This window comes from Anaerobiospirillum sp. NML120511 (assembly GCF_023050955.1).
In the GTDB taxonomy this organism is placed as follows: domain Bacteria; phylum Pseudomonadota; class Gammaproteobacteria; order Enterobacterales; family Succinivibrionaceae; genus Anaerobiospirillum.
The window spans coordinates 1-15,999 of sequence record NZ_JALKIK010000066.1 but is presented as its reverse complement, the minus strand read 5'-3'; the positions used below and the strand labels follow the sequence as shown (position 1 = coordinate 15,999).

8 protein-coding genes and 1 tRNA gene are annotated in these 15,999 nt (G+C 53.0%); 7 read left to right on the top strand and 2 right to left on the bottom strand.

Translation table 11 applies throughout. From position 1 onward, the window contains the following. The 4 genes from MXE39_RS12160 to MXE39_RS12145 form a co-directional block, all read left to right on the top strand. The coding region (locus tag MXE39_RS12160; RefSeq protein WP_246978501.1) for a hypothetical protein at nucleotides 1-185 on the top strand (185 nt) is incomplete at its 5' end. A 1,050-nt stretch (nucleotides 186-1,235) separates the two neighbouring features. Beyond that, nucleotides 1,236-2,093, top strand: a complete 858-nt coding sequence (locus tag MXE39_RS12155; protein WP_246978983.1) for a CatB-related O-acetyltransferase — start codon at nucleotides 1,236-1,238, stop codon at nucleotides 2,091-2,093. A gap of 109 nt (nucleotides 2,094-2,202) precedes the next feature. Next, nucleotides 2,203-3,060 (top strand): CatB-related O-acetyltransferase, encoded by an 858-nt coding sequence (locus MXE39_RS12150; protein WP_246978982.1) that lies wholly within the window; start codon nucleotides 2,203-2,205, stop codon nucleotides 3,058-3,060. Nucleotides 3,061-3,208: 148 nt separating this feature from the next. Further along, nucleotides 3,209-3,790, top strand: coding sequence for a hypothetical protein (locus MXE39_RS12145; RefSeq protein ID WP_247074176.1), 582 nt, complete (start codon nucleotides 3,209-3,211; stop codon nucleotides 3,788-3,790). Between the two features lie 478 nt (nucleotides 3,791-4,268). On the opposite strand, the gene gltX is transcribed toward MXE39_RS12145, so the two are convergent. Continuing rightward, nucleotides 4,269-5,678: a glutamate--tRNA ligase gene (gene gltX / locus MXE39_RS12140; protein WP_246978980.1), complete on the bottom strand. Its 1,410-nt coding sequence runs from the start codon at nucleotides 5,676-5,678 to the stop codon at nucleotides 4,269-4,271. Between the two features lie 1,042 nt (nucleotides 5,679-6,720). Between gltX and ptsP the strand changes: the two genes are divergently transcribed. The 3 genes from ptsP (at nucleotide 6,721) to MXE39_RS12125 (ending at nucleotide 14,304) form a co-directional block, all read left to right on the top strand. Next, nucleotides 6,721-9,612: a phosphoenolpyruvate--protein phosphotransferase gene (gene ptsP, locus MXE39_RS12135; RefSeq protein ID WP_246978979.1), complete on the top strand. Its 2,892-nt coding sequence runs from the start codon at nucleotides 6,721-6,723 to the stop codon at nucleotides 9,610-9,612. A gap of 2,120 nt (nucleotides 9,613-11,732) precedes the next feature. After that, entirely contained in the window at nucleotides 11,733-13,049 is a 1,317-nt protein-coding gene (locus MXE39_RS12130; RefSeq protein ID WP_246978978.1) for a four-carbon acid sugar kinase family protein, read from the top strand. A 1,181-nt stretch (nucleotides 13,050-14,230) separates the two neighbouring features. Further along, nucleotides 14,231-14,304, top strand: a tRNA-Gly gene (locus MXE39_RS12125). A 685-nt stretch (nucleotides 14,305-14,989) separates the two neighbouring features. Here the strand turns inward: MXE39_RS12125 and MXE39_RS12120 are convergent. Continuing rightward, the gene (locus MXE39_RS12120) at nucleotides 14,990-15,928 is read right to left on the bottom strand and encodes a flagellin (RefSeq protein WP_246978977.1); all 939 of its coding nucleotides are present in this window, start codon (nucleotides 15,926-15,928) and stop codon (nucleotides 14,990-14,992) included. Between the last annotated feature and the right edge of the window lie 71 nt (nucleotides 15,929-15,999).

Sequence of the window (15,999 nt, the reverse complement as noted above, 5' to 3'; positions counted from 1 at the left end):
GGACTGACGTAACCAACTGGAGCGTTGCTACCAAGTCCGAGTTCGTTGACAGCTTCACCTATGGTGCTGCCATGGGCGTAGCCGCCAAGTCCGGTAACCTGGGCGTTGGTGTTGGTCTGAACTACACCGGTTCTTCCAACATCAAGGAGTTCGGTGCTTCTGCTAACGTACGCTACGTATTCTAATGATGCAGTAACATTGTTCTGCAGTTAATCAGGCCAGCACAGCACGCTGTGCAGACCTGAGGGCAGCCCGCAACGGGCTGCCTGTGCAGACATGCTGCACTGTTAGTACAGCTCGAATTATTATGTACTGCATAACAGTTGGACCTGCTCTGATAAGCTGCAGTAAGCTTTACGATAGGCAAGCTCGTAGAGATGACAGCAAGACCTCAGGGCAATGACAACGTTTGCAGTACCCCAAGAAATAAAGGCAGCCTCTGCTCATCAGGAAGCTGCCTTTTTAACGTTTATATACATTTATTCATATCAATGTTAACTAAAGCACAGTTACTAAACTCAAGTCCCACTCTATCTCTGTCAGTACTTTAGCACATTACACTTTATAAAATATTTTAATTAGTATTTAAATATTAATGCAAAGCCGAGTCAAATCAGGCATTATCCGGCTGATTCAGGTTGAGCGAGCTGTTGATAAATTCGGTGATTTAAAGGTTGTGTATGCATGCGTATTTAGTCGTCCTAAACACTGGTTTCAGCTGATAACCATTTTTGACTGGCAGCAGCTACTGTGTTTAACATGCAGTTAATAGTACAAAATCTCTTAATAAAATGATTTAGAAAGCAATATTTCTCACACTTATCTTACTCTATGCACAGGTAATTGCAAAAGTCAGCAGCAATGATAAAGTCATCTGCCAACGTCGTATCTGCTGTTAATTGCTTCTGACCATTAATGTACTCTGTTGAGGTGATCCCGCTTATCGACCTGGGAAGTCCAGTATAGATGTATGCCATACATAGACCATAATGTAAGAGCAACAGTAGATATGGAGCCACCTCTGATACTCATGATTTATGAGATAATCAGGCGATCTGTCAGTTCCTCAATAAAGCTGTCGCATGAGCTTGATAACTCAAGCTGGATAGCATCATGAGCAGGCATTTTTTCGGCCCCTTTTGTGTGGATTATTACGGTCTGAACCAGGTTCTGACAGATGCTGATATAAGCTGAGCAAAAGCTGCGCACATATACTTCTGATTAAGGATCAGCACATGGCATTAGTATCTCTCAAGTCAAGCATCGTTTCACCAGAGCTGAGCCGGAAGCTTAGTAGTCTTCATCTTAATTTAGGAGGACAGAACCATATCTCAAGAAACCTGAAATTTCGTGGTCCTGTCTGCCTTTTTCAGAATGTAACCGCATTTCGTCTTCAGATCGATGCTTACTCCTATATTTGCACTGGGAGCAAGGCCGTAACATGCAGTATAGGCAGCTACTGCTGTATAGCTCACAATGTCGAGATAGGTATGGGCCGACACCTGTTCCATCACCCAAGCGTCAGTCAAAGCCTGTTCCGCAACAACTGCTTTATGAATTATTCAGGGAATATTCCTGATAATGATCCTGATATGGCTGCACTGGGTGGGGAGACTAATGAGGTTAAAATTGGAAACGATGTCTGGATCGGTGCTGATGTTAAATTTCCCAATGATGTAACAGTAGGTCATGGTGCAGTCATTGGCACAAACACCGTAATAACAAAGGACGTGCCGCCTTATGCTGTTGTCGTTGGGGGGGGGTACCACAGTTCACAAAGAATTGTCAAGTACAGATTTTCCGATGAGATAATCAGTGACCTGCTTGATCTTAAGTGGTGGGAATACGATGTTCCTCGTATGGTTGCTGCCGGTTTGAACATTCCACGAACAAAGGTAGAGGATTTCATTTCATTCTTAAAAAACGAAGAAAGAGAAAATCTGATCCGCCTGTCTGAGCCGTGGAGACTGGTTTGCCTGCCTGATGGCAATACAGCATACATATTCCCAACAGAGCCAGACACCTTTATGGACTTCAACTACGTAGAGGTTGATGACAATGGCCATGCATTAAGCGCCATGTGCTTAGTATAACAGGCTGTTCTAAATTAAAACCTGGAGATTTCATAAGCCAGATCAGTATGGAAAACTCATCACCCAAGTACCATTTGGACCACCAGTAGCCTTACCCTCAGGATAAAACATGCCACTTGTCAGACTTAAACCTACAGAACTTTCCGAGCAGCTGCGCAATCAGCTGGCCTCGCTGCATCTGCGTATTTATGGTGACATCAGCTTTGCCCGTAACCTCAGGTTCCGTGGTCCGGTTAATATTGGACGTAACTGTCTTGCCTTTCGCATGCAGATTGATGCCTATACCGAGGTCTCCTTTGAGACCATGATGGCCACCAGCAAGCTGGGCCGCTACTGCTCTGTTGGTCACCGGGTGGACATGAGCATGGGTAACCACATCATGACCTACCCTACTACCAGCAACAGCTTCTTCAATAACCACGCTTTCATGCACTACTCAGGCGAGATCAAGAAAGCCAGTCCCGCTATGGTCGCTCAGGGTGGCGACACCAGTCAGATAGAGATTGGTCATGATGTCTGGATTGGTGCTCACGTCAAATTTGCCAAATCAGTAAAGGTAGGCCATGGAGCTGTCATAGGAACCGGCACTGTAGTCACAAAGGACATCCCTCCTTACGCCATTGTTGCCGGAGGTGGAAGCAGCGGATCACAGCGCATTCTGCGCTACCGCTTCTCTGATGAGATAATCAGCGACCTGCTGGAGCTCAACTGGTGGGACTATGATGTACCCCGTATGATTGCCTCAGGGGTTGAGGTGCCATCTACCGACGTAAAGGACTTCATCTCTTTCTTCAAAAACGAAGACAGGGAAAAGCTGCTGCAGCTCTGTGAGCCATGGCTTCTGGTATGCGTACCAGATCCTGAAACGGCCTATGTGTTCCCATCTGAGCCTGACAGCTTTATGGACTTCAACTGTGTTGAGGTCAATGATGAAGGTCAGGCTGTACGTGCCTTCCTGCAGCGCTGACCAGGCATGGAAAAGATCAGGCTGTAAATATCATTCCACCCACATATCTTCTGCAAGTACGTCTGCTCAGTCGTATCTAATGTTCTGGCCAGGACATAAACAGCGTCATTGTCCACGCTAACCTGGGAAACTTATATGGGATCAGCATATGCCAATCGTACCTGTTAACAAAATTGTGACCGTATCACCTACGCTAAGTGAGCAGCTCATGCAGCTGCATATCGAGCTTGAAGGAAACAACAGTATAGGGCGCAATATTAAATTCAGAGGGCCGGTAAATCTCGGACCGGAAGTTATGGCTTTGCGTCTGCAGATTGACTCCTACTCATATATTGCCCGCAGCTCAAGGGCTTCAACCTCAACAATAGGCAGCTACTGCTGTATAGCCCATAACGTTGAAATGGGCATGGGGCGTCATCTTTTCCATCATCCAAGCATAAGTCAAAGCTTCTTTAAAAACCGCTTCTTTATGCGTTTTTCAGGAGAGATTGAGGACAGGGATCCAGATCTTGATGCTCTTGGAGGGGACGTCAATGAGGTACGCATAGGCAATGATGTCTGGATTGGAGCTCATGTGAAATTTCCCAAGGACGTCACTGTTGGTCATGGCGCAGTAATAGGAACGGGCACCATTATTACTAAGGATGTACCTCCTTATGCTGTGGTTGTGTCGGGGGGGGGGTACACGGTTCACAAAGAATTGTCAAGTACCGTTTTTCAGACGAAATAATCAGCGACCTGCTTGAGCTTAACTGGTGGGACTATGATGTTCCGAGGATGATTGCATCTGGTATAAAAGTGCCGCGCACCCGGGTAGAGGACTTTATTTCCTTTTTCAAAAACGAAGACAGAGAAAAGCTGATCCCACTGTCTGCACCCTGGCGTCTGCTCTGCATTCCAGATCCGCAAACGGCCTATATATTCCCGTGCACTCCAGACACTTACATGGACTTTAACTGTGTTGAGGTCAATGATAAAGGTCAGGCATTAAAGGCCATGTACCGCAATGACTTATAATTGTGGCCCATATGGGCCACAAAAAAGGCAGCTTCCCTGACGGGCTGCTGCCTTTTTCATGGTGTTTAATTTTCCACTGAAAGCACTGCCGTGCCCGTCCAGTACTGCGTTGAGGTCAGGGCGGACAGGAGCACGGCTGCTGGTATTCAGCTTTGGATGAGCTTTCGGGGCTCTTGCTCTTTCTCTTTCTTTTACTTTGAGAAAGCGGTGATGGCATCTTCGATGCGCTTGAAGGCACGCTCGCGGCCTACCAGCTCCATGGTGTCACCAATGCCAGGTGAGGTTGGGGTGCCGGTCATGGCCAGACGTAATGGCTGACCTACCTTGCCCATGCCTACCTCATGACGCTCAGCTACGCCCTCAAGAGCCTTGTCGATGTCGGCAGCTTCCCAGGTCTCAAGGCCCTGCAGAGTGGTCAGACAGTCCTTGAGAATCTCTACTGAGCCTTCCTTGATCCACTTCTTGACGCCGGCAGCATCATACTCATTGATGTCCTCAAAGTAGCAGCGGGTCTTTTCAGCCATTTCCTTGAGGGTGTGGGTACGCTCACAGTAGTTCTTTACTACCAGCTCAAGGCATGGGCCTTCGGCCTTGTCGGTGTCGATGCCAATGCGGGCAAAGTGCCACTTGAGCTCGGCTGCTACCTGGTCACGTGGCAGTGACTTCATGTACTGGGCATTTAGCCACTCAAGCTTCTTGCTGTTGAAGCTGGAGGCTGACTTGTTAATCTGCTCAGGGGTAAACAGCTCAATCATCTCAGGTACGGAGAAGATTTCCTGATCACCGTGGGACCAGCCCAGACGAACGAGGTAATTTAACAGAGCCTCAGGCAGGTAGCCGTCCTCACGGTACTGCATGACGCTTACGGCACCATGGCGCTTGGACAGCTTGTTGCCGTCATCACCAAGAATCATGGCTACGTGACCAAATACAGGCTCTTTTGCACCCATGGCACGGTAGATATTGATCTGACGTGGGGTATTGTTGACGTGGTCATCACCACGGATAACGTGGGTAATACCCATGTCAAAGTCATCTACTACCACACAGAAGTTGTAGGTTGGAGTGCCGTCAGAACGCTGAATGATGAAGTCGTCCAGCTCGGAGTTCTGGAAGGTAATCTTTCCCTTGACCATGTCATCAAATTCAACAGTGCCGCTGTCAGGATTTCTAAAGCGCACTACATATGGCTCATCAGGGCTGTGCTCGGAGTGGTCATCACGGCAGTGACCGTCATAACGTGGCTTTAAGCCTTTGGCCATCTGGTCATTACGTACTTCCTCAAGGCGCTCCTTGGAGCAGTAGCACTTGTAGGCCTTGCCATCCTTAATAAGCTGGTCAATAACTTCCTTATAGCGGTCAAAGCGCTTTGTCTGATAGTAAGGACCTTCGTCCCAGCTGAGGTTAAGCCACTCCATGGACTCTAAAATGGCGTCAATGGCTGGCTGAGTGGAGCGCTCTCGATCAGTATCCTCAATACGCAGCACAAAGGTACCGCCACAGTGACGGGCATACAGCCAGGAGAATAAAGCTGTTCTGGCACCACCCACGTGCAGATAGCCGGTTGGGGAAGGTGCAAAACGTGTTTTGACTTTTTCCATCTTAAAGTTCCTTTAGCCACAGTGCGGAGTAGGAAGTGCCCGCACCTGTAAAAATCTGACCTGCACCTGCCATGGCTGCACTTGCAGCCTCATGACCTGTACAGACCGTCAACCCAAACATCTGTTAAGACATCCCGGGCCAAAATTGCGCCTATTTTAGCACTTATGTCTGTCTATGGCGCCCGCCCCGGGCAAAGATAACAGCCGCCCTCCCCATCGCCTGTCCTATGCTCACTGAGCTCGCACTGGCCCTGCAGGCTCACCGGGCATCACAGGGCCTTACCGCGCCTTTCAGCGCCCGCGCCGTGCCCTCATAGACCAGCCTGGACCGCTCCGCCCCCGCGCCGCCTCCGTCATCTACTGAACCCCCTGTAGCCCACGCCGCGTCACCGAGACTGCCCCAACCTACTCACTTGCCCTGACCCCTCAGTATCGATCTCACCCCAGGAGCATGAACCGCAGCAGCTGCAGCCATACCTTCTGCCATTGCCGCTACAAGCGCCCGCCCCTACCTGAGCTGTTGCTGTTTAGGACAGCTGCTGCTTTCAGCCAGGTTGCCTCTCATACCTCTGTACGCACATAAGGCCCAGGCCTGGCATTCTCAACTGTCCCTGCACTCTGTTCCTTGCCATGGACAGCCTGATGGCCAGTCTCATGTCCCAGGCGCTGTCCCCGGCCCTCAAGCCCCATCCCATGCCACATCCAGCCATACCGTGCCCAATTCGGCCGTACCATCACCGGCCTGCCTGTCTGTCTTACCCGCACCCGGGGGGAAATGGAGCAGGAAATAATTTCGGGACAATATTCAGCACCAAAAGTACCTCTTTGTACCTCAGGCAGTGACATAATGCCTTGTCTTTGCCCGCTCTGATGGCAAAAAGTTCTGGTAATTACAGGATGGTATCAGCCCCTTAGCACGTGCATAGCGCTGATTTGGCACTGTGCGTATATTTTCTATGCTAATTCGAAGTTTTCAGAGTGCTGGAGCCGGGGCTGGTATGGGTTATGATCATCTAATTGCCAGAAATCAGGACAAGGAAAATTGAGCGACCACAACCCCATGGATAAGCCGACACAACCAGGCAGTGCCCCTGAAGGTGCTGTCCATACAGGTCATGACCATTATCAGGATAACAGCTCCCTCAATCAGGCTGAGGGCTGTAATACCTGCAATACAGGCACAACAGATTACAGCAGCTCTGGGCAGGACAGTGCCCCGGGCTGCCCAGAGCACAGCAATGCCTCTGGTACTCACCAGCACGACCAGCTGCACGACCAGGGCAGCATGGATGGCGGTGACCACCATCACGACAGCAACCTCAGCACAGACAGTGGCATGGACCATAATGGCAGCAGCGCAGGCGCTGAGCGCCATGGAGGCGAGCACAGCCAGGACAACGCACCCCACCATCACCAGGACTGTGGTACCACTGAGGCTGGTGATGCCGGCATGGGCCATGATGTCCATGAGGATCAGGCATGCCATGATGACCATGATGTCCAGGCATGCCATGATGCCAGTGGCGCCCATGACTCCCATGGCAGCTGCTCCAGTGGCGACAGCTGCCACAGCACTGCTCTGACAGTCATGACTGAGGGCAATGATGCCGCTCATGCTGAGGCTGACGCTCAGGCCCACGGTGCTCAGGCCTGCCCGGCTCCGGCTGATTCAGCTGGCACCGCTGATGCTGGCGTCCATGGCTGCTCTGACGGGCACTCTGCCCCTGACAGTCAGGCCGATTCTGGCGCTCATGCTGAATCAGCTGCTCAGGCCTATCCTGCAGCCGCCGGTTCGGGCAGCCGCTCCAGTGATCTGAGCACTGAGGATGCCCACTCCAAGGTTGAGCAGACATTGCAGGTGGCTGAGGCCGCTGCTGCCGCCGCTGTGGCGGCAGCCGATGCGGCACATCTGGCTGCTGCCGATGCCGTGGCCGCTGCCAAGGCACTGAATTTTGCTCACGGCTATGAGGGTGTGCTCATGCAAAGTCCTGAGTTTCAGGATTTCTCCTCTGCCACCGAGCCTTTAAGCCATGGTACCGGGGGACTTAGTAACGCCCCTTACAGCTCAGTTCGCATTATTGACTCAGCAGGCACAGCTGAGCCGGTACCGCCTGTGGTAATGGGTACCCCGGCCTATATGCTCATGCCGGGCAGCTCTATTGCTGCCAGCGCCAGCCTGCGTCACCACAATAATGATCTCAAGAGTGACGTGGCTACCTCCGGTCTGCATTATGACGACGAAACTATTTCCTTTAATACCGCCAGTGAAACGCCTGAAATTGAAAATGACGGCCGTCATAAAGTGATTCACGGTACCCCGGCCAGCCGTGGTATTGCCATGGGCCGTATCTGCTTTATGCAGCGTCATGCTCCTCTGGCCTCCAGGCGCGGTATTGAAGATGCCGATGCTGAAGTGGCTCGCTTTGAAAAGGCCAGAGCTGAGGCCATTGCCCAGCTGGGCTCTCTTTATGAGGTCACAGTAGAACGCCTTGGTGAGCAGAATGCCGTAGTCTTTCAGATTCACCAGATGATGCTTGATGATCCTGATTATGTTGACGCCATTGAGCAGACCATCAGAGATGAGATGGTCAATGCTGAATATGCCGTTGAGGTAACAGGTCACAAGTTTGCTGAATTGTTCAGCCAGATGGACAACGATTACATGCAGGGCCGTGCCGCTGATGTAATTGACGTGTCCCGTCGCCTGAGCGATATCCTCAATGAAAACTCGGGCTTCAAGCAGCCCCACCACCTGGTCAATGCCAATGAGCCTGTGATTCTGGCCACAGACGATCTGGCCCCTTCTGAAACTGTTCAGCTCGACCAGAACCTCGTCAAGGGCATTATTACCTCCGAGGGCTCATCCCGCTCCCATACTGTTATCTTTGCCCGTACTCTGGGTCTGCCTGCTGTTATCAGCATAGGCAACCGCCTGACCCCGGATCTGGAGGGCAAGCTGGCCATTATCGATGGTGGTGCCGGTCGCGTCATTATCGATCCTGATGAAAAGACCCAGGGGATATATGCTGACCGCAAGCGTACTGAAGATGCTCTGCGTGCCCGCCTCGAGCAGTTCCGTGGTCGTGAGACCAGGACCTTAAGCGGTCGCAAAATCAGCCTTTATGCCAATATCGGTGCCGTATCTGATCTCGATCTGGTCAAGAGCTCAGATGCCGAAGGCATTGGTCTGTTCCGCTCTGAATATATCTACCTGTCCTCATCTGACTATCCTTCTGAAGAAACCCAGTTCAATATCTACAGGGAGACTCTCTCTGCCATGGAGGGCAAGAGAGTGATTATCAGAACCCTGGATATAGGCGCTGACAAGACAGCTGATTACTTCATGCTCAAGCATGAGGAAAATCCTGCCATGGGCATGAGAGCCATTCGTATCTGTCTTACCCAGCCTGAGGTCTTTAAAACCCAGCTGCGTGCCCTGTACCGCGCCTCTGTCTATGGCCGTCTGGCTATTCTCTTCCCTATGATTTCCTCAGTAGAGGAGGTCAAGGACTGCCGCCGTATCTGTGAGGAGGTCAAGGAAGAGCTGCGCCGTGAGGGCAGGGAGTACTCAGATAACATTGAGCTGGGCATTATGATTGAGACCCCGGCCTCTGCTGTAATCTCCGACCTGCTGGCCGAGCATGTCGACTTCTTCAGCATAGGCACCAATGACCTTACCCAGTTCACCCTGGCTGTTGACCGCCAGAATGCCGAGCTGGGCCGCTTCTTAAACCCTTATCACCGTGCCGTTATCCGCCTGATTGAAATGACAGTCAACAATGCCCACAAGCATGGCATCTGGGTAGGTGTATGCGGTGAGCTGGCTGCAGATGAGGGCTTTACCCATGAGCTGGTGCGCATGGGCATAGACGAGATCTCCGTGGTGCCATCATCAGTGCTGATGATACGTGCCCGAATCTCCACTCTGGGCTGACGCCTGGCGACTGCCTCGCGCTGCGCGCCATGCGCGACTGCGCGCGCCTTACGCTCATACGCTGCGCCATCAGACCAGGATTGAGATAAGAGCTGTGATGGCCCCATCTGGCGCGCAGGCCATATCTCGCCGCTGAGAGCATGCTGCGCCAGGCTGCGGGCGGCCCGTCGCATGGCGGCATTGCACCGACTGCGTCGTCCATACGCCGGAGGCTTGTCGCAACCGCACATGCCAGACGCGTCGTTATGCTGTGGGCCGAACCTTGCCTGGTGCCCTTGCGCGGCTGTGTCGTCACGCTGCGTAAGGCTCGTTGTCTTGTGGCGCAGGCAGAGTGCCTGTTCATGCCCCTGTACAGCCAGCGTGGTCAACTATAGGGGCTGTGATGTCACTGTCTGAGGCGTGGGGGCTTACGGAGGCTTTGTGAGACTGTGTCGTCACGCTGCGTAACGTCCGTCGCAAAGTGGCGCAGGCAGAGTGCCCGTTCATGCCCCTGTACAGCCAGCATGGTCAACTATAGGGGCTGTGATGTCATGGTCTGAGGCGTGGGGCTTTTGGTGCCGTAGCACCGGCCGTGTCGTCACGCTGTGCAGGGCCCGAAGCAAGGTGGCGCAGGCAGAGTGCCTGTTCATGCCCCTGTACAGCCAGCATTGTCAACTATAGGGGCTGTGATGTCATCGTCTGAGGCGCTGGGGCTTACGGGGGCTTTGTGAGGCTGTGTCGTCACGCTGCGTAAGGTCTGTCGCAAAGTGGCGCAGGCAGAGTGCCTGCTCATGCCCCTGTACAGCCGGCATGGTCAACTATAGGGGCTATGATGTCATGGTCTGAGGTTCTGAGGCTCTGGGCCTTACAGTGCCGTAGCACCGGCTGTGTCGTTACGCTGCGCAAGGCTCGTTGTCTGGCGGCGCGGGCAGAATGCCTGTTCATGCCCCTGTACAGCCAGTATGGTCAACTATAGGGGCTGTGATGTCATGGTCTGAGGCGCTGGGGCTTTTGGTGCTGTGGCACCAGCTGAGTCGTCACGCTGCGTAAGGCCCGTCGCCGGGAACGCGGGCATAGTGCCTGTTCATGCCCCTGTACAGCCAGCGTGGTCAACTACAGGGGCTGTGATGTCATGGTCTGAGACGCTGGGTCTTACGGTGCTGTGGCACCGGCTGAGTCGTCACGCTGCGTAAGGCCCGTCGCCGGGTGGCGTTACGCTACCTGCGGCGTTACGCTGTGCGCTGCACATTGCAAGGCGCCGTATGCAGGGCTCGACGCCATGATGTGCGCTGACTGCCAGGCCTGCGATGCATGCTGAGAGCTTGTCAGCTGTGCGTCCTACGGACCATAGTGACCAGTACGGGAGCAGCTATAGGCTGTGCGCCGCCAGTCGTCTGGCGTTAAATGGCGGCTGTAACGTCATAGCGCGCGGCACATAGTATGGGGACGCAGTTCATTTGAAAGTCTCTGTTGCGCCGCCCCTGGGCCTGCTTTGGGGCTTTTATGCTGTGAGCTGCGCATAGTATGTGGCGTACCGCCATTGCACTGACTTCCATGACAGTCATGCGGGCCCTTATGTCGTTACGCTGTGTGCAGATCGACTTTTGAGCCTCTTTATGGCTGCGACATCATGGCGCGCTGCATATCGCTGGCTGCCGCTGCCCAGTGCGGCGTTACGATATGCGCCGTATGCCAGTAGCTCTTGCGCCCTTGCGCCAGCAGCCCGTGCTGCAATGCTGCCTGTGATGTCATATGCTGCGGTGTTGCTCTATCCCTGCCCCGGGACAGCAGAGCAGGGCATGGGCTTACCTTGTACTTTGGCCTCATGAGGGCTGTGTCCGGGCATGCTGTCTGGGGATAGCCTGGCCTGCCGGACTTTTATGGCCTGCACTGTCCTGCAGGTCCTTACAGGGCTGTAAAGGGCCCTCTGGCTGCGCCTGGCTGTAAATGACCTGAGTGGCCTTACATTGCTGCAGCCCCTGCGCTGTGTCAGTGCGCCTGTGGTGCCGGGATATGGGGCTCTTTGCGGCGCCGGTGAAATGTTTATAATTGGTGCCCTGTCTGTCAGAAGTGACTGTAAGCTCTGGCAGCCAGGACTGCCCCGGGCTTTTGTGGTTTGTCTTATACAGGAAAAAAGAAATATGGCTCAATGCGTTGTGATCTCTGATGAAATTACCGGAGCCAGCTCAGTAGGTGCGATGCTGCAGAAGAACCGCTCTACTGTGTGCTCTCTGGTAAGTTCTCGTGGCCTTAAGGATCCGGCCACTCAGAAATACGACTGCCTGGTGTATTCCACCAACAGCCGTAATCTCATGCCATCTCAAAGCTATCAGATGGTTTTCTATGCAGGCAAACTGCTCAAGTCCAGTGACGTAAAGCTCTATGCCAAGCGTATTGACCCGGCCATGCGCGGTAATACCTGTACCGAGACCCAGGCCCTGCTCGATGCCCTTGGAGACAACCGTGTGGCCATTGTGGTACCGGCCTTCCCTGAGCTTAAGCGCTCCAATGTGGGCGGTTATATCCTGGTAGATGGCAAGCCTGTAGAAAAGTCCCTGGTGGGCCTTGATGATCTGCGCCCTTATGACGGCGGCCGTGTAGCTGATCTCTTTACTGAGAAGTTCCGCTACAAGTCCGAGGCTCTGCATCTTAAGGATCTCTTCCATGGCAGTGACTGTCTGGCTGCCAAGATTCGGGATCTTGCCCAGAGTGGTACCCGCGCCATTGTGCTTGACTGTACCTCTCAGCAGGACATCAACACCATTGCCGATGCCGTCATCAAGTCAGGCATCAAGTTCATTGCTGTAGACCCGGGTCCTTTCACCGCCACCATGGCCCGCAAGGTCATGCGTGCCGGCAGTGCCGAGGACGGTCTTAATCAGAAGATCTTCGGTCTGGTGGGTGGCTCCAATCCTCTTATTGCCGCTCAGGTGGAAATGCTGCGCCTTGAGGAAAAGGCTCTGTTTGTACCGGTCAAGAATATTGACCTCATTGATGATGATCAGAAGCGTGCGGCCGAGATTGAGCGTGTAGTGACCAATGTGGTGGCCCGTGCTGATGACTTCACCACTGTCTTTGCCGTATCAGACCACCTGGGTGCCAACTCCCAGATTCTCATGCAGTTTGACCGTATGCTCGAGGAGAGCAACCGCAGCCCGGCCGAGGCCATGGATCTCATTGCCACAGCCTATGGCCAGATTACCCGCATGGTCATAGAGCGCTGCCCTTCCTTTAAGGCTGTTTACTCCACAGGTGCTGAATACACAGTGGCTATCTGCCGTGAGCTCAAGTCCCTTGGTCTGGAGATTCAGGGCCAGGTACTGCCGCTGACAGCCTACGGCCAGCTGCTTGATGGTCCTTACGCAGGCATGCACTATGTGGCCTCAGCCACCTCCGCTACCGACCCGGCTACCCTCATTGAGAGTATCCAGTACCTGAGAAGAAAGATGGTCATTTAGTTATGGCCCTGGGCCTGGGCAATGTCCTGGGGCCAGGGCTTTGGCGGCCTGGTGCCTGGGGGATGACTGCCCGGGTCCTGGCTTTGGCTGTCCGGGTCCTGGGAGGATGGCTGCCCGGCTCCGGGCTTTAGCTGTCCGGGTGCACGGGAGATGGCTGATCAGGTCAGGGGAGATGGCTGTCCGGGTCTTGGCTTTACCTCTCCTGGGCATGGGATATGGCTGACCAAGGTTACAGGCATGAAAAAGCTGTGCTCAGTGAATGGTGAGGTTGGGGCTTTGCGGATAAGGGGGTTGAGGTCTCTGTATGTGCCGTTAAGAGTTTTTACCGTGAGGCCTTTGGGGTGAGCGGATGAATGGCATAAAAGAGGTGCCTTGAGACCACAACTATGTCCTCAACAGGCAGAGGTCCTGGGACTTATGGTTGACAGGCTGGGGGACCTGGAAAGACCGGACTGATGGGGCGTGGCTGTGAGGCATTGGCCCTGAGGACTACAGGTTCAAATGATGAGCGGCATTAACCATAAAGGGGCCTTGCTGGGCTTGGGCCTAATTACTGGATGTCAGGTTGCTGTTATGCGTACGCATCAGAGAGGCATTGCTATTGCGCGGCTTTAGCCTTTGCATGGACTTGATGCTGCCTGCAGGGGCCTTGCAGGGGCTTGGGCCTAATTACTGGATGTCAGGTTGCTGTTATGCGTACGCATCAGTTAGGCATTGCAGTTGCCCGGCTTTAGCCTTTGCAGGGACTTGATGCTGCCCTCAGGGGCCTTTATGGGCCTTGGGGCTAATTACTGGATGTCCAGTTGCTGCTATGCATACGCCATCAGTGATGGCATTGCTATTGCGCGGCTTTGGACCTTTGGGGCGGCCTGGTAAGGCCAGGATGACTGGACCTTTGCAGGGACTTGATGCTGCCCGCATGGGGCGTTGCAGGCTTAACAGATGAGAGCCTTGACCCTAAATTGGGCTTGACCATGCAGAGGCATTTTGGTGGCTTTGTGGCTAAGATCAATGGCGTTGGAACGTATAACCTGCGTGGGGCTTGAAAGGTGGGGGTTTTGGGAAATGGCCCTGGAAATGCCAGACCGGGGGTCCTTAGACAGAAAGCACTGCTCTTAAAGCCTGCATCATTACTGGGCCTTACTTGCTTTTTTCCCAGGTAGTAATACAATCCAACGTGTGCGGCCTTAGTTTAGTGGTAGAACAGAAGCTTCCCAAGCTCCTGGCGCGGGTTCGATCCCCGTAGGCCGCTCCACAACCAACTGCAGAGAACAAGCTATGCTGCACCTGACCGGGAACGCTTTTGTGGCCCCCTGCAGCAGCCGTCAACCTGCTCCCCTCCTGAAGCTGCTAAGCTCCTCTAATCCTCTCAGATTCTCACCTGACTGTAAGACTTCTTATGAGTCTTATCCAATCTAAGCTCTCCCTTAAACAAAACCGAATACTTGTTCATACAGTCCATGAAGCCAGGTTCCAATGGAAGCGTGCTTTACGCCACTCACTGCAAAATTTGCAGATATTTTCATGCGAAGATATGCAATGGACTGCAAATTATGAAAGACAGCTGCATTGTTTTGCAGATAAATGAAAGTTTTGCATTTTTGCGCAAAAAATGAGTATGGTCCTGTGCTCTTGGCTGATGGCTGTTGAAAGGCGGGGTGTAGTCGGTTGTTGTTAAGGTAAGACGCAACGTCTTTAAGCGCAGCTGACTGGAGAGAAGTGAAGAAGATTGCCCGTAAAGAGCTGGGATCAAAAGGCGTGATGTCCTGGGGTCCTTGAGCACGCTGCTGTTAGCCTGACTAATCTTACTTGAGTTAAGCTGGGTGGACCTTAAGCTGCATTGTTCATAAAACACCAAAGCCCCTGACCTTTGGGGATCAGGGGCTCCGGAGGTGCTGCAGGACCGTACAGGCCTGCAGCTCAGGCACGGGCTGCCTTGATTAGCCTAACAGGGACAGACCCAGCTGTGGACGGGTGTTAGCCTGCATAAGCATGGAGGTAGCAGCCTGCTGAATGATGGACTGCTGGGAAAGGTTGGCGGACTCTTCGGCGAAGTCTGCGTCACGAATACGGCTACGGGCGTCAGCCTGGTTGGCGGAAACGTTTGCCTGGTTGCGGATCGAACTCTCAAGACGGTTCTGGATTGCACCTAGACCTGCACGCTCGGCATCTACCTGGGCAATGAGGAAATCCATGGCCTGGATTGCAGTTTGAGCTGCATCAGCACTGGCTGAAAACTTGATTACACCACCAGCATAAAAATCATCAAGCTTGACCTGACCCTGGCCATTACCAAATTTCTTGGTGGCATTAGCAATCTTGGTGAAGTGGGCGTTACCTACGTCGAAGGTAATGGTGTCGCCCTTATTGGCGCCTACCTGCAGAGTTAACTGACCGGCGGATTCCTTGTCACCTACTAACAGACCAGTGTTCTTACCGCCATCAAGGATAAGAGCGCCACCGAAGCGGGTCTGACCAGCAATACGGTCAATTTCGGCTACCAGAGCAGTGGCTTCCTTAGAGAGAGCGGCCTTGTCCTCACCGGTGTTGGTGCCGTTGGCAGCCTGGACAGCCAGAGTACGGATCTTCTGGAGCATGCTGGTGGTTTCGTCCATGGCGCCTTCAATGGTCTGGGCAAGAGCGATACCATCTGCGGCATTGCGGTTACCCTGGTTCAGACCGTTGACCTGGGTGGTCAGGCGGGAGCTGATTTGTAAGCCAGCGGCGTCGTCCTTGGCAGAGTTAATTCTCAGGCCTGAACTGAGTCTCTGGTATGTGGTAGTCAGCTGATTCTGGACATTGTTGAGATATCTGCGGCCATTTAATAAAACTTTCCCAGAGTTTTGAACTATAAAAAGCTCTCTAATTAATAGATCCATGTAAATATGTACATAATTCTTAGTCAAGAGTTAGACATATACCCTTGTAGTCTTGCTGCCCGGTGGCCTTC

Bases quoted from the DNA above. Each gene is read 5' to 3' on its own strand.
- MXE39_RS12155 (WP_246978983.1), top strand. From the start codon at position 1,236: ATGGCATTAGTATCTCTCAAGTCAAGCATCGTTTCACCAGAGCTGAGC.
- MXE39_RS12150 (WP_246978982.1), top strand. From the start codon at position 2,203: ATGCCACTTGTCAGACTTAAACCTACAGAACTTTCCGAGCAGCTGCGC.
- MXE39_RS12145 (WP_247074176.1), top strand. From the start codon at position 3,209: ATGCCAATCGTACCTGTTAACAAAATTGTGACCGTATCACCTACGCTA.
- gltX (WP_246978980.1), bottom strand. From the start codon at position 5,678: ATGGAAAAAGTCAAAACACGTTTTGCACCTTCCCCAACCGGCTATCTG.
- MXE39_RS12130 (WP_246978978.1), top strand. From the start codon at position 11,733: ATGGCTCAATGCGTTGTGATCTCTGATGAAATTACCGGAGCCAGCTCA.
- MXE39_RS12120 (WP_246978977.1), bottom strand. From the start codon at position 15,928: ATGGATCTATTAATTAGAGAGCTTTTTATAGTTCAAAACTCTGGGAAA.